The organism is Streptomyces sp. TP-A0356, from assembly GCF_001417775.1.
In the GTDB taxonomy this organism is placed as follows: Bacteria; Actinomycetota; Actinomycetes; order Streptomycetales; family Streptomycetaceae; genus Streptomyces.
In genome coordinates this window covers 193,383-209,831 of the sequence record NZ_BBZJ01000016.1, presented here as the reverse complement: position 1 = coordinate 209,831, position 16,449 = coordinate 193,383, and the positions used below count along the sequence as shown (strand labels likewise).

15 protein-coding genes and 3 pseudogenes are annotated in these 16,449 nt (G+C 70.9%); 6 read left to right on the top strand and 12 right to left on the bottom strand.

Features of this window, described 5'->3' with window-relative positions:
* The first annotated feature begins 9 nt into the window (after nucleotides 1-9).
* The 3 genes from ASC56_RS11720 to ASC56_RS11710 all read left to right on the top strand — a co-directional run bounded on the left by ASC56_RS11720 (nucleotide 10) and on the right by ASC56_RS11710 (nucleotide 2,494).
* On the top strand, nucleotides 10-723 hold the full coding sequence (locus tag ASC56_RS11720; protein ID WP_055491253.1) for a GntR family transcriptional regulator: 714 nt from the start codon (nucleotides 10-12) through the stop codon (nucleotides 721-723).
* An 83-nt stretch (nucleotides 724-806) separates the two neighbouring features.
* The gene (locus ASC56_RS11715; RefSeq protein ID WP_055491252.1) at nucleotides 807-2,177 is read left to right on the top strand and encodes an acyclic terpene utilization AtuA family protein; all 1,371 of its coding nucleotides are present in this window, start codon (nucleotides 807-809) and stop codon (nucleotides 2,175-2,177) included.
* Nucleotides 2,174-2,494, top strand: coding sequence for a DUF4387 domain-containing protein (locus ASC56_RS11710; protein WP_055491251.1), 321 nt, complete (start codon nucleotides 2,174-2,176; stop codon nucleotides 2,492-2,494). Before ASC56_RS11715 ends, ASC56_RS11710 begins: the two co-directional genes overlap by 4 nt.
* A 201-nt stretch (nucleotides 2,495-2,695) precedes the next feature.
* Here ASC56_RS11710 and ASC56_RS11705 read toward each other — a convergent pair whose 3' ends face one another.
* The 11 genes and pseudogenes from ASC56_RS11705 to ASC56_RS11665 all read right to left on the bottom strand — a co-directional run bounded on the left by ASC56_RS11705 (nucleotide 2,696) and on the right by ASC56_RS11665 (nucleotide 13,058).
* Complete coding sequence (locus ASC56_RS11705; protein ID WP_055491250.1) at nucleotides 2,696-3,154, bottom strand: Rrf2 family transcriptional regulator; 459 nt, start codon at nucleotides 3,152-3,154, stop codon at nucleotides 2,696-2,698.
* A 219-nt stretch (nucleotides 3,155-3,373) separates the two neighbouring features.
* A pseudogene (locus ASC56_RS41810) lies at nucleotides 3,374-3,442 on the bottom strand (4Fe-4S binding protein); the annotation flags it as partial.
* Nucleotides 3,439-3,990, bottom strand: coding sequence for a hypothetical protein (locus tag ASC56_RS41805; protein WP_234376931.1), 552 nt, complete (start codon nucleotides 3,988-3,990; stop codon nucleotides 3,439-3,441). The pseudogene ASC56_RS41810 and the gene ASC56_RS41805, both read right to left, overlap by 4 nt.
* Nucleotides 3,991-4,320: 330 nt before the next feature.
* Nucleotides 4,321-5,550 carry an acyl-CoA dehydrogenase family protein gene (locus ASC56_RS11695; protein WP_055491248.1) on the bottom strand — a complete coding sequence of 410 codons (1,230 nt, stop codon included), beginning with the start codon at nucleotides 5,548-5,550 and terminating at the stop codon, nucleotides 4,321-4,323.
* Between the two features lie 13 nt (nucleotides 5,551-5,563).
* A pseudogene (locus ASC56_RS41800) lies at nucleotides 5,564-5,692 on the bottom strand (winged helix family transcriptional regulator); the annotation flags it as partial.
* A gap of 542 nt (nucleotides 5,693-6,234) precedes the next feature.
* Complete coding sequence (locus ASC56_RS11690) at nucleotides 6,235-8,997, bottom strand: fumarate reductase/succinate dehydrogenase flavoprotein subunit (RefSeq protein ID WP_079102447.1); 2,763 nt, start codon at nucleotides 8,995-8,997, stop codon at nucleotides 6,235-6,237.
* Nucleotides 8,994-9,782, bottom strand: coding sequence for an ABC transporter ATP-binding protein (locus ASC56_RS11685; RefSeq protein ID WP_055491246.1), 789 nt, complete (start codon nucleotides 9,780-9,782; stop codon nucleotides 8,994-8,996). The genes ASC56_RS11690 and ASC56_RS11685 overlap by 4 nt, the downstream gene beginning before the upstream one ends.
* Nucleotides 9,766-10,647 carry an ABC transporter permease gene (locus ASC56_RS11680; RefSeq protein WP_055491245.1) on the bottom strand — a complete coding sequence of 294 codons (882 nt, stop codon included), beginning with the start codon at nucleotides 10,645-10,647 and terminating at the stop codon, nucleotides 9,766-9,768. Before ASC56_RS11680 ends, ASC56_RS11685 begins: the two co-directional genes overlap by 17 nt.
* Nucleotides 10,644-11,987: an ABC transporter substrate-binding protein gene (locus ASC56_RS11675; protein WP_055491244.1), complete on the bottom strand. Its 1,344-nt coding sequence runs from the start codon at nucleotides 11,985-11,987 to the stop codon at nucleotides 10,644-10,646. Before ASC56_RS11675 ends, ASC56_RS11680 begins: the two co-directional genes overlap by 4 nt.
* 15 nt (nucleotides 11,988-12,002) lie before the next feature.
* Complete coding sequence (locus ASC56_RS11670) at nucleotides 12,003-12,230, bottom strand: ferredoxin family protein (RefSeq protein WP_055491243.1); 228 nt, start codon at nucleotides 12,228-12,230, stop codon at nucleotides 12,003-12,005.
* Nucleotides 12,231-12,266: 36 nt separating this feature from the next.
* Entirely contained in the window at nucleotides 12,267-13,058 is a 792-nt protein-coding gene (locus ASC56_RS11665; RefSeq protein ID WP_055491242.1) for a GntR family transcriptional regulator, read from the bottom strand.
* A 254-nt stretch (nucleotides 13,059-13,312) separates the two neighbouring features.
* On the opposite strand from ASC56_RS11665, the pseudogene ASC56_RS41790 reads away from it, so the two are divergent.
* Nucleotides 13,313-13,447: pseudogene (locus ASC56_RS41790) on the top strand (FMNH2-dependent monooxygenase); the annotation flags it as partial.
* A gap of 256 nt (nucleotides 13,448-13,703) precedes the next feature.
* Here ASC56_RS41790 and ASC56_RS11660 read toward each other — a convergent pair.
* Complete coding sequence (locus tag ASC56_RS11660; RefSeq protein ID WP_055491241.1) at nucleotides 13,704-14,627, bottom strand: LLM class F420-dependent oxidoreductase; 924 nt, start codon at nucleotides 14,625-14,627, stop codon at nucleotides 13,704-13,706.
* A gap of 388 nt (nucleotides 14,628-15,015) precedes the next feature.
* Between ASC56_RS11660 and panD the strand changes: the two genes are divergently transcribed.
* Both panD and ASC56_RS11650 read left to right on the top strand, forming a co-directional pair.
* Entirely contained in the window at nucleotides 15,016-15,435 is a 420-nt protein-coding gene (gene panD, locus ASC56_RS11655; protein WP_055491240.1) for an aspartate 1-decarboxylase, read from the top strand.
* Nucleotides 15,436-15,473: 38 nt separating this feature from the next.
* Nucleotides 15,474-16,148, top strand: a complete 675-nt coding sequence (locus ASC56_RS11650; RefSeq protein ID WP_055491239.1) for an aspartate/glutamate racemase family protein — start codon at nucleotides 15,474-15,476, stop codon at nucleotides 16,146-16,148.
* Nucleotides 16,149-16,449: the final 301 nt, after the last annotated feature.

Here is a 16,449-nt window from a genome sequence, read left to right as displayed (position 1 = left end):
AATACGTCCATGCCGCTCCCCGCGCTCAGCTCGCAGTCCCTGTCCGAGCAGGCCTACCACGCCCTTCGGGCGGCGATCGTCCAAGGTGACCTCGCCTGGGGCGAGAAGATCACCGAGCGAGGGCTGGCCGAACGCCTCGGCGTCAGCCCCACCCCGGTGCGCGAAGCCCTGCGCCGCCTGGAGCAGGAGCAACTCGTCGAGCGCACCGGGCCCCGCTCGCTGCGCGTGGCCACCGTCTCCCCGCTCGCCCGCAGTGAGAGCGGCACCATCGAGGCTGCCCTGGAAGCAGTGGCCGCGCGCTTCGCCGCCGAGAAGGCGACTCCCGAGCAGCTGGATGGCATGGAGCGACTCTTGGACGAGGCGGACGAGGCCGCCGAGACGCTGCGCGCCGACCGGGCCGCCGGCCGTGATCTGTCCCCCCATCAGATCGAGCGCATCTTCCACGCCGTGCGCGACTTTCACGGCGCGGTCGAAGCCGCCGCCGACAACGCCCAACTCATGCGCACCCTGGACCAGGTGCGGGCCTTCAGCCGCTCCGAGCGCCTGAAGATCGCCTCCGCCCAGCTCACCGCCGGCCGCACCGCCGGCCAGGAACAGCGCTACCAGCAGCACCGGGAGATCCTCGACGCACTGCGCGCCCGCGACGCCGACCGCGCCGAGCAACTCGCCCGTGCCCACGCCATGTCGGCCGTCGGGGAGCTCGTCGGCTGGGACCGCACCTGAGGAGGGGCCCCTCCGCTCGGGAGGGCCTCCTCGTGGCCACTTGCTATATCTAATAGACAAGTCCCTCATGAAGAGGACGAGAGATGGAAATCAGGATTCTGGCGCCCACCGGGGCGCTCGGAGCAGGCTTTCCGGCCGTTTCCCTGGAACGCGGTGTCGCGCTGCGGCCGCATGTGATCGCCTGCGACGCGGGGTCGACCGACAGCGGACCGTTCTACCTGGGCAGTGGAGAGCCGAAGCTGTCCCGTGAGGCCGTACGCCGCGACCTGCGGCTGCTGCTGAAGGCCCGCGACACCCTGGGGGTCCCGCTGATCATCGGTTCCTGCGGCACGAGCGGACGCGACACAGGAGTCGATCTGGTCGCCTCCCTCGCCCACGAGATCGCCGCCGAGGAGGGCCTGTCGTTCACGGCGGCCCGCATCTACGCCGACCAGGACCCGGTCCGGCTCGCCAAGTACTACGCCGAGGGGCGTGTCCGTCCCCTCGCCCCCGCGCCACCGCTCGACCTCGACATCCTGACGAGCAGTCATGTCGTCGGCATGATGGGCGTGGAGCCGATCCAGCGTGCTCTCCGTGAGGGCGCCGATGTCGTCCTGGCCGGACGCGCCAGTGACACCGCCCTGTTCGCCGCGGTCCCGCACCTGCGGGGGGCGGACCCGGGCCTGACTTGGCACATGGCCAAGACCGTCGAGTGCGGCGCGGCGTGCGCGGTCCCGCCCAGCGCCGACGGCCTGTTCGTCCACCTGCGCGACGACCACTTCGACGTGGAACCACTGGACCCCGCCGCCCGGCTGACCCCGCACTCGGTGGCCGCTCACACCCTGTACGAGAACGCCAACCCGTACCTGATCACCGAACCCTCAGGCGTACTCGACACCACCCGCGCCACCTACACCGCCCTGGACGAGCGGCGCGTCCGGGTGGCCGGCGCCGAGTTCCGGCACAGCGACACCTACACGGTCAAGCTGGAGGGGTCGCGGCTGGCCGGCTACCAGACCATCGCGGTGGGCGGGATACGTGACCGCGTCGTCATCGAAGAGCTGCCGAAGCTGATTCCCATGGCCCAGGACTACTTCCGTGCGAAGATCATCGACGTGTTCGGCGGGCAGGTCGACCCCGACCAGGTCGGCATCGCCTACCGCCTGTACGGCCAGGACGCCGTCCTCGGCGCACGCGACCCGCAACGCAACGATCCCGTCCACGAACTCGGGGTGCTCATCACGGTGACCGCACCCACCCAGGAGACCGCACACGCGGTGGCGACCTTCGTCGCCCACATCTCCTCCCACCTGCCCGTTCCCGGCTACGACGGCCTCGCCAGCACCGTCGCCTACCCCTTCTCACCGCCCGAGACCGACCGCGGCCCCGTCTACCGGTTCACCGTCAACCACGTCGCAGTGCCGGCCGACCCGTACGAGATGTTCCGTATCGTCCACGAGGAGGTGGCCCCGTGACCCGGCTGCTCGACCTGTGCTCCCTGATCCGCTCGAAGAACGCGGGCCCGTTCGTGCTCACCTTCGACTTCATGTGCCACGACCAGGAGAGCTACGACCTCCTCACCACCTCCGGCGTGCTCACCCCGCAGCTCTTCGCCGACCTGTACGGCGCCGACCCGGCCGAGGTGCTGCTGGTCCACCACGCGCTCGCCCACGCCGTCAAGGTCTCCTTCCCCCGCCCGGTCCGCCAGGGAGACATCCACGACGCCGACTGCTACGGCGGCCAGCAGTACGCCCCCTTGGTCGACCTCGCCATCCCTGCCACCCCTGACTGACCTGCAACTCGGTCAACAGCGCAGTCGAGAGAGGGTACGCCGGGGACATCGGATCGGACGCTGCCCGGACCTGCGACTCCGCCCTGCGTGTCCGCGACCGTCTGCTGACCGAGTTCGCGGCGGGCCTCGGCAACGGACGGCGCCGTGGCGCCGGGTACGCCCGGCGGACTCTGCGAGATCAGCTGTGAGTGATCCAGCCTGTCAGGGGTTGACCCAGGCGCCCGGTGTGTTCGTCAACGCCGCTACGGCGTCGGGTAGTTGGGCCGACGCGACTTCGGCGAGCGACACACCCTCGAGGATCTCGCGGACGTTGGACCGCAGTGCGATCCACAGGGGGAGCAGTGACTCGGCGGCGCCGGAGTAGGAAAGTTCCGGGGGGCGGACCCCGCGCACCGAGACCAGCGGTCCGTCCACGGTGCGTATGACGTCGGCGATGCTGATGGAGTCGGCGGGTCTGGCCAGCCGGTAGCCGCCGTTGCCACCGCGCTGGCTCAGCACGAGACCACCGCGGCGCATGTCGTTCAGGATGCTTTCGAGGAATTTGTGCGGGATGTCCTGGGCGTCGGCGATGGCCTCGGCCTTCAGTGGCGCATCGTCCCGTGACGCGGCGAGCTGCAGCGCGGCACGTACCGCGTAGTCCGCCCTGGCTGAGATCCGCATGTGGGCATTATCCGGTACGGCTCGGGTCGGTGTCCGTGCGGGCGGGCCGCCGGGCAGGGGGCGGGTGTCCCCTGCCCGGCGGTCGACGTGCTCAGGCCGCGGCGGGCGTGTAGTGGGAGGCGTCGTCGCCCTCGGGGTGAACGCGGACGACCGGGTGGGCGGTGCGGTACTTGCGTGAGACGAATCGCCGGGGATGCCGTCCTCGCCGCGGTCGAAGACGTTGGTCGGGCAGACCTTGATGCACTTGTCGCAGGTGATACAGCGTTCTGCCGAGACCAGTTCGATCACGAAGCCACCTCCAGTGGTGCGGCCGGTGCTGTCAGTGCGGTCGTCAGGGGCTCGGTGCGGGTCCACACCTGGTCGAGGCCGCCGGTGACGATGCGGTGGTGCTGCCGGGGGTCCTGTGCCGGGAAGTCGAGGCGTTTGGCCATGCTGCGGGTCTCGGTGCGCGCGAGCGCCGCGGTGTACATCCAGCGGGCGTGCGCCGCCATCGCCGCCGCCTGCCGGGCCCGTATTCCCGACCTTCTTGCCGACCAGATCGCGGGCCGAGTGGATGGGGCTGTCCTTGAGGACGTAGAAGCCGTTGTAGGCGCGGACTGGATGTCCTGCGGCCCGCTGATCGTGTTGCCGACCCACTTCAGCTTCACGTCCTCCAGATAGCCGAGATCCTCGGCCAGTTCCGGCAAGGTGACCTGTCCTGCCCAGCCCTGGTAGCGGAGCGTCTTGATCTGGCTCTTACCGGAAGTGGCTCCGGTCGCGGTGCCGCAACTCACGGCCACCGCCGAAAGACCGAGCAGAGAGAGGACCTGGCGTCTGGTCGCTGCCGTAGTGGCCATGAAGAGTTCCTGTTCAAACGAATGGAGAGCGGCGTGGATGCATCGGCACGCCGAAGCGCCAACCGAAAGCAGTGGTCGAGAGTCAGGCGCAAGCAAGGCGCGCGGCAATAGTGGAGAGAGACCGCGTCAGAAATGCCTGCGGGAAATCAGTCGTCTACGGCAACAGCGGTATGGGCTGGTAGCCGACTGTGAAGTGGAGCGGGAGAGCGGTGCCCGCCGGCCTGTTCAGCGGCCGGCACAGATGGCGCTGGCCTGACGTCGCAGATCGACGTCGCGTGGCGCATGCCGATCAGGCCCGAGCCGGCGGGGAATTCAAGCGGTATCGCGCGGTCAGACAGGCAGGACGAACGGAGGATGGGCACCGTTGAGGAAGTAATCCCCGACGTCGCGAAGCCGGTGGGAGACGGGCTCGTACAAGGTGTGGGTCCGCGCATTGCGCCAGAAACGGTCGAAGCCCAGCCGCGAGGACGCGGAGCGGGCGCCGATGATGTCGAGGGCGCGGGTGGTGGACTCCTGCGCAGCCCTGGAGGCGGCGGCTTCGGCCATGGCCACGAGGACCGAGATGTCCGCGTACTCGTCGTAGGTGAGGTCCTCGCCGCGCGCCAGACCGCCGTGCACGGCTTGAAGTGCTTGTTCGTTGAGCGCGGAGGCGGAGCGGGCGAGGACGGTGAGTTCTCCGTAGGTGGCCAGCACCTGCGGGTCCTGGGGAGAGCCGGCCGGCGAGGCGGGATGCCAGGGTGAGTAGCCGACCCTGCGGTACTCACGGGCTTCGGCGAGCACTCCCTCAGCCATGCCGAGAAGGAGCTGGACGGAGAGGAGACGTCCGACCGGCGATGTGAGAGCAGCCAGGGGCGACAGGACATCCTCGTCGGCGGACAGGGAGCCGAGTACGTCGTGGGCCGCGACCGGCACGGCGTCGAACTCCACGCTGCCGCCGGCCGCGAGCCGCTGGCCGAAGGTGTCGGCGTCGCCGCCGATCGTCACGGCGTGGTGGGCGGGATCCACGACGACGGCGAGTGGTTCGCCGGTGTCTGCTCGTACGGCCCGCACGGCGAGGCGGTCGGCGACCAGAACCCCCGTGGCGTAGCTCTGACGACCGTCGAGCACATAGCCACGGGATGCCCTGGCCAGCGTCGGAGGCGGTTCGTGAGAAGCGAAACCACCGCCCCAGCACCACTCCTGGGTCGCGGACTGCCGCTCGAGTCGGGCGGCGCGAGCGGGCTCGGTGAAGTACCGGGCACTCCACGACAGGAAGTAGTGACAGCCGAGCAGCTGACCGATCGCGCCGTCGGCTGCGGCGATCTCCCGGACGACGTCGTAGGCCGTGTCCCAGTCCGCCCCGCCTCCCCCTAGCTCAGCCGGTATGAGGAGCCTGAGCAGTCCCGCCTCACGCAGTCGGGACACCTCGTCCAGCGGGGCCTTGCCCGCCTGCTCCCTGGCCACCGCGTCAGTGGCCAGGTCGTCGGCCGTCTCGCGGGCGACGCGCAGCCAGTGCGCACGGCCGGGCGCGGTCCGAACGGATTCCGAGGCGGGTTCGGACGACGCGGTGGCAACGCCCACGGCGATGGTCTCCTCAAGGTCGGCGGCACGGTGCGCTGGTGGGGCTCTCTTGCTGGCGTGGCACGTACTTGTAGCCCACGCGCCGTACGGTGACGATCCGGTGCCGGTGAGCCCTGCCCAGCTTGCGGCGCAGTCCCGCGACGGGTGGGTTCGCCTGATCACCCGGGATGAGAGAGAAGGAGCGGAGTGGCACGCGCAAGGTGTGGGCTGCGTGCCCTGCACGCGACAGCAGGCGGCGCTGACGACGTGACCGAAGTCGACATGCCGAACGACGAACGAGTCGTTGCTGCGTGTGGGGCATGTGCATCATCCTGCGCACCCGCAGGGCGGGCCGTCAATGTATTCCTAGTAAATCGATAGGAAATGTAGGGAAGGCAACACTGCGGTTGGGTTCACCGACCCCCGGAAGATCCAGACGTAGCCCCAACTCGGCGTGCTCAGAAGAGGGTTGGCAGACAACCGCATCACGGCCGGCGGGGTGCCGAGCAGGAAGCCGAGCACTGCCGCACGGCTTGTATCGCTTCGCCGTACAGGTACTACCGATCCTGCGCCATCACCGCGGACTGCCGTGCCCATCGGCAGTCGGTGCGCTGCGCCCGGCGGGCTCCGGCCGATGGCCGGTGGCGTCGTACCGGTACGACCGGCGGAACGCGGCACGACTCTTGGTCCGTCGCCACGGCGCCATCACAGTGCCCGCGCCGCATAGGCCCTGACGTCCGCGTCGGAGTCCGTCGTCGCCGTGGCCAGGGCTGCTCGGGCGTCGTCGGTGGCACGGTGCCGGGACAGGGCCAGTACGGCGGCCTTGCGGACATCGGCGTTGGGGTCGGCGACGGCCTTGGCGAGTGCGGGAACGGCCACGTCGGGGTCCGCGGCGGACAAGGCGGTGGCGGCGCCGGCCCGTACCTGCCAGGCGGGGTCGGACAGGGCTGACTCGGCGTGTACGGCCAGAAGCGTCGGGCAGCCGGTCGTGCCCAGGGCTTCGTAGGCTGCGCCGCGCACCAGGGCGTCGGGATCGTCGACCAGTTCGGCAAGGGCGGAGTGGACTACGTCCGAGTCCGGACCCGGAGCCGTGCCGGCCAGGGCCTTGGCGATCGTGACGCGGACCTCGCGAGAGGGTTCGGTGGCCGCCGCGCGGGCGACCTCCGCAGTGGCGTCGACCGACACGAGCGCTCGCACCGCCGCAATACGGACGGCGATGTCGGAGTCCGACAGGGAGGCCGCGAACAGGTCCGCGTCACCGGCGCGCAGGCCGCGCAGGATGTCCAGTGCGGCGGCACGGACGACGGGATCGGACTCGGAGAGGGCGGCGACGAGGCCGTCACGCAGGACCGGGTCCGGGGTCAGGGTCTCGACCAGTTCACGCAGCGAGGCGGCCGCGGCGGCGCGGACGCCCGCGTCGGTGTCGGCGAGAGCCGCGGCCAGTGCCGGTCCGGTACCCGGCGGCGTGGTCTCCGTCAGGACGGCGATGGCCGTTCGGCGGACAGCGGGCTCCGAGTCGGTCAAGTAGGGGGCGAGTGACGAGAGTTCGGGTTGGTCCTCGGTGAGGGCGAGGAGTTCGAGGAGGCGCGGTGTGGCTGGTGCCTCCGCATCGGTACCGGGGCGGGCGGTTGTAGCGGCAGTGGCGGGCTCCTGCCGCATCGTCACCGGGGCCGCCTCCCGAGCCCCCGCCGTCGCCACCTGGTCCGGGCGGACCTCACCGAGGTGACGTGAGGGGCCGCCGACCGGGGTGAAGCCGTGTACCGGAACCAGATAGGGAGCCACGGGGCGTGCCGTGAACTCCATCGCACCGGATGGGGACTTGCGTAGATCGAGGTGATGGAACCAGGACGCGTCGTCACGGTGGGGGTGGTCGATGCGGTCGTGGTAGAGGCCCCAGCGGGACTCCGTGCGGGCCAGGGAAGCACGGGCGGCCATCTCCGCGCAGTCGCGGATGAACGTGACCTCCGCGCAGCGCATCAGTTCATGCGGGGTGCGCGCGCCCATCGCGGCGATGTCGGCGCGCATCCGCTCGAACGCCTCCAGGGCGAGTGACAGCCGGGCGCCGGACTTGGGTGGAGCCACGTAGTCGTTCACGAAGCGGCGCAGCTTGTACTCGACCTGGGGCTGCGGCGGGCCGTCGGGGTTGCGCAGCGGGCGATAGATCAGCTCGTGCGCGTCGCGCAGTTGTCCGGAGGGAAGTTCCCCTTCATAGGGCGTGTACTGTGCGGCGTCCGCGCCCGCCAGCTCGCCGAAGACGAACGCGCCGATCATGTAGTTGTGCGGTACACAGGCCAGGTCGCCGGCGGCGTACAGGCGGGGGACGGTCGTGCGGGCGTGGTCGTCCACCCGGACGCCGGAGGCGGAGTGGCCGCCGCACAGGCCGATTTCGGAGATGTGCATCTCGACGTCGTGGGTGCGGTAGTCGTGGCCGCGGCCCGCGTGGAAGGTGCCGCGGGTGGGGCGCTCGGTGGAGTGCAGGATCGACTCCAGTGCCGTGATCGACTCCTCTGGGAGGTGGCTCAGCTTCAGGTACACCGGGCCGCGGTCCGACGCCACCTCCGCCGCGAACTCCGCCATCATCTGGCCCGACCAGTAGTCGGAGTCGACGAAGCGTTCACCGCGCCGGTTGACCTGGTAGCCGCCGAAGGGGTTGGCGACGTAGGCGCAGGCCGGGCCGTTGTAGTCCTTGATCAGCGGGTTGATCTGGAAGCACTCGATGCCGGTCAGTTCGGCGCCCGCGTGGTAGGCCATCGCGTAGCCGTCACCCGCGTTGGTCGGGTTCTCGTACGTGCCGTACAGGTAGCCGGACGCGGGCAGGCCGAGCCGTCCGCAGGCGCCGGTCGCGAGGATCACCGCGCCGGCACGGACGGTGACGAAGGCGCCCGTGCGGGTGTGGAAGCCCACTGCACCCACCGCCCGGCCCTGCGCGGTGAGCACGCGCACCGGCATCACCCGGTTCTCGATCCGGATCCGTTCGCGCATCTCGCGCCGCCGCAGTTGCCGGTACAGGACCTTCTTGACGTCCTTGCCCTCCGGCATCGGCAGCACGTAGGAGCCGGAGCGGTGGACCTGGCGGACCGCGTACTCGCCGTGCTCGTCCTTCTCGAACTTGACCCCGTACGACTCCAGTCGCTGCACCATGGCGAAGCCGCGGGTGGCGGTCTGGCGGACGGTGGACTGGTCCACGATGCCGTCGTTGGCGCGGGTGATCTCGGCGACGTAGCCGTCGGGTTCGGCGCGGCCCGGGATGACCGCGTTGTTGACGCCGTCCATGCCCATGGCGAGTGCGCCGGAGTGGCGTACGTGGGCCTTCTCCAGCAGCAGGACGTCCGCACCGTGCTCGGCGGCGGTCAGCGCCGCCATGGTGCCGGCCGTGCCGCCGCCGATGACGAGGACGTCGCAGGTCAGCTCCTCGGCGTCGGTGAGCGCCGGGATCTCCACAGGGGTGTCCACCAGGGTGCCTTTCAAGAGCCGAGTGACGTGAGGATGTCGCGCCGCAGGGCGATGCGCGCCGGATCGTCGTGGGCGGCTCGCTCGCGCGGTCGCGGTACGTCCCTTACGGCGACAAGTCGGCCCGCGCCGAGCACGGCCACGCGGTCGCCGAGGAACAGGGCCTCGTCCACGTCGTGGGTGACGAAGACGACGGTCGCGCCGGTGCCGCGCAATACCTCCACCAGCAAGTCCTGCATGCCGACGCGGGTCTGGGCGTCGAGCCCGCCGAAGGGTTCGTCCATCAGGATGGCGCGTGGGCGTCCGGCGAGGGCGCGGGCCAACTGGGTGCGCTGGCGCTGACCGCCGGAGACGCGGTGCGGCAACTGCCGGGTCCGGTCGGCGAGTCCCACCCGTGCCAGCCAGCCCTCGGCCTGTTCCCTGCGTCGCGCGCGTGGCAGGCCCTGGACGGCGAGGGGCAGTTCGACGTTGGCGCGCAGGGTGCGCCAGGGCAGCAGGGCGTCCTCCTGGAAGATCAACGCCCGGTCCGCACTCGGGCCGGTCACCGGCCGTCCGTCCTGTTCCACCGCCCCGTCCAGCGTGGGCAACAGCCCGGCCCAGGTGCGCAGCAGCGTCGACTTGCCGCAGCCGGAGGGGCCGACGACGGTGAGGATCTCGCCGGCCGTGACGTCCAGGTCGACGTCGACCACGGCTGGGGCGTCCGGCCGGCCGAGCACGGCGCCGCGCAGGGTGAGGCGGGTGCCGCGCGGGGTCGCCGGCACGCCTCTCGACTCGGCCGGCCTGGTCTCAGACGAGGTGCTCATCACGTGCCTCCTCGGCCTTTGCGGGTTCGGTGGTGGACGTGACCATCAGGGCTCGAGCGGGCCGGGGGCGGGCGCCGGGGACGTACGACGTGCGCGGCAGCCAGCGGGTGAGGCGGCGGCCGAGCAGTTCGACGGCGGTGGAGGTGAGCCAGCCGAGCAGGCCGATGGTGACCATGCCGACGAAGACGCCCGGGTAGTTGACGATCGTGTAGTCCTGCCAGGTGCGGTAGCCGACGCCGTACTGGCCGGAGATCATCTCGGCGGAGATCACACAGATCCAGGACACGCCGATGCCGACGGACAGGCCGCCGAAGATGCCGGGCAGTGCGCCGGGCAGGACGACGCAGCGGAGGATCCGCCACCGGCTGCCGCCCATGGTGCGTACCGCCTCCTCCCATACGGGGGTCAGCGCGCGAACCGCGTGCCGGGTGGAGACCAGCACGGGGAAGAAGGCGGCGGTGAAGGTGATGAAGACGATGCCCTGCTCGTTGGAGGGGAAGAGAAGGATGGCGACGGGGACCATGGCGATGGCCGGGATGGGGCGCACGACCTCCAGGACCGGGCCGAGCAGGTCCTCGGCGAGCCGCGAGCGTGCCACGAGCACGCCGGTGGCCACGCCCAGGACGGCGGCGAGCAGGAAGCCCGTCACGATGCGGGTGAGGCTGTCGGTGAGGTCGGTCCAGTAGTCGGGGCCGGAGAGCCGGTCGGCGAAGGTCCGGGCCACGTCGGTCACCGTCGGGAACTGCGAGAAGCGCACCCACACATTCACGTGGAGTGCGGTCAGCAACTGCCACAGGCCGAGACCGGCGGTCAGTGAGCCGGCCCGCAGCACGAGCCGACCCGCCCGCCTGGGGTACCGGGTCATGAGGCCCGCCCCAGGGCGTCCGCGTACGTGATCACCTGGGCACCGCTGTGACCGGCCACATAGGTCTGTGCGGTGGCCGGGGCGACGAAGGGCAGCAGTTGCTTGCCGTCCGCCACCCAGACGGCCTTGTCTGCGAACCAGAGGGTGCCGGTCGTGGCGTCGGGGACATAGGCCGCGCGGATGCCGTCCTTGTGCCGGGCGACGTAGGCGAGGAGCCGGGCGGGGGACGTGAAGCTCCGGGTTTTCGTGGCGCCCTTGGACCAGACCTCGCTCCCGGCGGCGAGCGGCGTCGCGGCGAGCCGCCTGGCGTAGCCGGCGCCGAGGGCTCTCTTGACGTACTGGTCGTCGACGAAGGAGTTCACGTCGATGTCGCCGGTCAGCTTGGCCGTCTTCAGGACCGACACGTCCTGTATGAGCGCGGAGACGAGCTGCGGCTTGACGGCGGGGTCGAAGGTGGAGATGCCGTGGGCGCCGTTGTAGAGGTAGACGACCTCGGCGGGCAGGCCGGTGGCCTTCGCGACCTTCTCGGCGGCGTCCACCGGATGGGCGTTGAGGTAGTCGGTCGCTTCCGCCTGGGCCTTCAGAAACGCCTCCAGCACGGCGGGGCGCTGTTTGGCGAAGTCCTCGCGGGCGGTGACGCCATGGAAGGTGGGCAGGTTCAGCTGGGCGCCGTCGTACAGGGCCTTCGCCTTGCCCTGGTAGGCGAGCAGGCCCGGCCAGGCCACGAACTGCGACAGCGCGTCCGCGCTGCCCGCCGAAAGGGCCGACGCGCCCACCGCGGGTTGCTGGTTCAGCTTCTCGATCCCCGTGTTCGGGTCGATGCCGGCCCTCTGCAGGGCCCGCACCAGGGTGCCGTCGGCGGCCGAACCGACGCTCGTGGAGATCCTCTTGCCCTTGAGGCTCTGCAATGAGGTGAGCTTGGATTTCGGTGCGACGACGACCGTGTTCAGGCCGCCCTTGAGGTTGTAGCCGGTGACCGAGACCAGGTGGGTAGGTTTGCCCAGCTGCTTGCCGCGGGCCGCGTTGATGAGCAGCGGGAAGTCCCCCATGGAGCCGATGTCGATCTTCCCGGCGGCCATCTGCGCCGTGATGGGTGCGCCGGTGGCGTAGTCCTGCCAGTCGACCTTGTACGTCTTTCCGTCGTGGAGGGCGTTGAGCTGCTTCTCGAAGTAGCCGAGGGAGCGCAGGAGGGTGCCGGCGGTGACCGTGTTGATGGTCTTGGACTGGTATCCGACGGTGACGGTGACCGTGGAGCTGCCGCCCGCCTCGGCGCTGCCGCCGCAGGCGGACAGAGGGAGCAGCAGAGCGGATGCGGCGAGTGCGACTGCCTTGCGTTCCATGGAAGTTCGGGCCTCTCAGCGGAGCAGGTAGGGCATGTTGACCGTGACGGCTCCGGTGGGACAGCGGGCCGCGCACGGGCCGCAGTACCAGCACTCGTCGACGTGCATGTACGCCTTGCCGCTGCTGACGTCGATGGCGAGGGAGTCCAGCGGGCACATGTCCACGCAGAGCGTGCAGCCGTCGATGCACTTCGACTCGTCGATGGTCACGGGCACGTCGGCCCGCTGGGGCGCCAAGGGCATGGCTGTCTCCAGGGAAGGTCGAGCTCTTCGGGGGCGTCAGACGGAGCGGTGCAGCAGGCCGCTCATCGTGATGCGGTCGCCGCGGAAGCGGATGAACTCGAGGTCGACGGGCCGGCCGTCGGCGAGATGCGTGAGTCGTTCCAGCATCAGGACGGCCGCGCCGTGGGGGGCCTGCAGCACGGCGGCGGAGTGGGCGTCGGCGTTGACCGCCTCCAGGGTGATCTCGGCATGGCCGAGAGGCAGGCCGCAGGTCGCCTCCAGCAGGCGGAAGACGTCGGTGTTCTCCAGGTCCGCGGCCAGGAGCGCGGTGCCGATGTCCAGGGGGATGTAGGTGAGGTCGAGGGAGAGGGGGAGGCCGTTCAGGCGGCGCAGGCGCTCGATGTAGAGGACGTCGGCGCCCGAGGGCACGTGGAGTCGTTCGGCGACGGGGGCGGGGGCCGGGACGGGGCCCATGGTGCGGACCTCGTTGGTGACCCGGCCGTGTTCGCGGAGGGTTTCCGCGAGGCCCAGCAGGCGATCGAGGCCATGGGGGTACTTCCGGGCCACGACCAGGGTGCCGACACCGGGCTGGCGTTCCACGAGGCCCTCGGTGCGCAGCAGGTCGAGGGCCTGGCGGACGGTGTTGCGGGAGGCGCGGTAGTCGGTGGCGAGGGTCGACTCGTGGGGGAGCGCGCCGTCGGCGAAGGCGCCGGTGAGGAGCTGGCGGCGGAGCAGGTCCGCGAGTTGCCTGGCCCGGTCGGCGCGCAGCCTGCGCCGACTGCGGTGAGCGGCGACCGTGGTCGCTGCGCCTTGGCCGGCGTGGTCTCGGATGCGGTCGGAGGGCGGCATGGCTCGAACCATAGCTATCCGATAGGAATAGTGGTGTTGCTGGAGTGTTGCGCCACCTGACGCCTCGCCGGATGCGTCGCTGACCTGGGCGTTCGGTAGGCCGGCGGGAGCATCCGCCAGGCTGTGCCGGTCGTGGCGGTGGGGGCGCTGGGCCTATGTGTGCCGCCACCAGGCCAGGGCCCGAGTCGTCCGGGTAGACCCGGCTGCGCGTCGGCGCGCGCTATGCCGCAGTGCGGCGTCTTCTCGGCGGAACACTGGTGGGTCGCTCCGCCGACATCGGCTATGTCACCCCGCACGACACCGACCAGGCCCGCGCAGCCGTCGCCGAGGTCCGCGCCGTCCAGGACGCGGCAGGGCGGGCCGAGGAGCCGCTCCACATCTTCGCCGACTCCTGGCCGAAGAGTGGCAACGCCGATGAGCTGGTCGCGGCCAGTTGGACTCGGCGAGGCTGTTCACCCGGTATGGCGCGAGGGCGACGGCTCCGAGGACGGGTACGCCACAGGGCGGTAGGCGCGGCACGTCAGGAACCTTGCGGTCGGTCTCGGTCTACCCGCGTCGACGCCACTGCGCTCGGCAAGCCACGCGAGGCTCGGCCTCACACAGGGGTGCAGGGCATCTGCCCGGGCCGACGCCCGATGGGCTCACTCAGCCGGCCAGTTCGCCGAGGAGTGCCCACGTGCGACGGCGATCCGCCTCTCCCGCGATCTCGGTGCCCGAGAACACGACCTCGGTCGCGCCGGCGTCGCGGTAACGTCGTACTTCCGCTTCGACCGCCTTCTCGTTGCCGATCACGGCCACGTCGGCGGCCCGGCGGCCGCCGGAGAGTTCGATGACCCGGGCGTAGGACGGGATCTGTTCGTAGAACGCGAGGCTGTCGGTGGCCTTCGCCCGCACCGAATCCACGTCGTCCGTCACCACCCCGGGCACCAGGGCCACGATCCTGGGCGCGGGACGGCCGGCGGCCTCCGCCGCGGCGGTCAGTGCGGGGACGATGTGTTCCGCCAGGGCACGCGGGCCCGCCAGATACGGCAGGATCCCGTCCGCCAGCTCCCCGCTGACCCGCAGCGCCTGCGGCCCCATCGCGGCGACCAGCACGGGGACGCCGCTCTCGGCGCCCGGTACCCGTGCCGGGACCGGGGTGGTGGCGGTGAGCAGCTCACCGTGGAAGTCCGCCGTGCCGGTCTCCGTCAACTGCCGTAGCGCGGTGAGGAATTCACGCAGGCGGGCGATGGGGCGCTCGAAGGGCAGGCCGAAGCCGGTCTCCGTCAGCAGCTTGGTGCCCAGGGCCAGACCGAGGTGGTAGCGGCCGTGCGTCGCGGCCTGCGCGGTCTGGGCCTGGCTGGAGACGAGCAGTGGGTGCCGGCCGAAGACGGGGATCGCCGAGGTGCCCACATGCAGTCCGGGCACCGCGCGCCCGACGATCGCGGCGAGCTGGGGTGAGTCCGCGCCGAACGTCTGGCCGAACCAGGCCGACCGCAGACCGGCGGCCGCGGCCTCCTGGGCCAGCTGCACGCTGGCGTCGACCTGGTTCTGCGCGCCGGAGGCGTTGAGTGCTACTCCAACAGTCATGCCAGTCGGAACGGGCACCCGCCGGACTCGCATTCCTGTCCACGTGTGACAGCTTCTTGTCAGTCATGTGTACGCGAGCCATACCTCCCCGCATCAGAAGCGCGGCATATCGGTGTTCCCCTCTTCGACGAGCGCTACGCCGTGTCCCTCGCTCAGCCGGTCGAAGCGTTTCTCCAGGGGGTGGAACCGATTGGAACGGGAAGCGCGCCGAGGCCCCGTGACGCGGGTGCGCGTTCGACTGGCGCGGCGTCAGAAAGGTCGGCAATGGGTCAGTGCGGGTCCTCAAGCACCGGGCACAGCCGACCGAACATGCGAGACGCTGTAGCCTCCGAAGACCGCCCTTGACCTGCACAGGCAGGCAGGGAGCAGACAAACCGGGAGTTTCTTCGTGTTTCGTACAGTATTCAAGTCCAAGATTCACCGTGCCACCGTCACCCAGGCCGATCTGCACTACGTCGGATCCGTGACCATCGACGCCGACCTCCTCGACGCCGCTGACCTGCTGGCCGGTGAGCTCGTCCATATCGTCGACGTCACCAATGGCGCCCGCCTGGAGACGTACGTCATCGAGGGCGAGCGTGGGTCCGGTGTCATCGGGATCAACGGCGCCGCGGCCCATCTCGTCCACCCCGGCGACCTGGTGATCATCATCAGCTATGCCCAGGTCTCCGACGCCGAGGCACGCGCGCTGCGGCCGCGGGTCGTGCACGTGGACGCCGACAACCGGATCGTGGCCCTGGGCGCCGACCCGTCCGCCCCGGTACCGGGCTCGGACCAGGAGCGCAGCCCGCAGGCCGTCACGGCCTGACCACCTGACCGACACCACCCGACCGAAAGGCAGGGTCGATGACCTCGTACGCCGGGCCGCTCCTCCTGCTCCACACCTCGCCCGTGCACATCCCCGTCTTCGAGTCCCTGCGCGACGAGGACCATCCCGGGCTGGAACTGACGCACTTGGTGGCCGAGGAGTTGCTGGAGCGTGCCCGTGCGCAGGGCCCGGACGCCGTCGCCGACGACGTCCGGGAGACCCTTGGCCAGGCCGTCGCGGCAGGTGCCCGCGCCGTGCTCTGCACCTGCTCGACCATCGGCGCGATCGCCGAGCGTGCGGGCGTCGGCGTGCCCGTGCTGCGGGTGGACCGGCCGATGGCCGCCGCCGCGGTGGCGGCGGGCACGCGCATCGTGGTGCTCGCCGCGCTGGAGAGCACCCTCGAGCCGACGGTCGCCCTGATCCAGGACGAGGCAGCGGGGCGGTCCGTCGACGTACGCACGTTGCTCGTCCCGGGCGCGTGGGACCGGTTCGAGGCCGGCGACATCGACGGCTACGTCCGCGCGGTGGCCGATGCCGCCGACATGGTCACGGGCGCCGACGCGATCGTCCTCGCCCAGGCGTCCATGGCTCCGGCGCGGTACCTGACCACGACCGCGGTGCCGGTGCTGTCGAGTCCCGGTCCGGGACTCGCGGCGGCGGCTGCGGCGGCGTCCGGCACCGTCGGCGGGCCCGGCCGCGCGTGGCCGGCCTGAGCCCACCCGGGCCCACCCCGTCCCGCGACGGGGTGAGTGCCGGTGCGGCGGTCGGGTACCCGGGGGACAAGTCCAGGGCCGATGCAGCAACTGGCTGGAGGACACGATGACGCATCCGTTCCCCGATCCCGCGCAGCCGGGACCGCCCCCCGGACCGGGACCGACCCCGGGACCGGAGCCGACCCCCGAACCGGGCCCCGCGCCGGGGCCGCAACCCGTGCCGCCGGGACCGGAACCCGTGCCGCCGGGACCGCCTCCCACGCCCCCCGCGCCGGGACCGGAACCCACACCGCCGGGACCG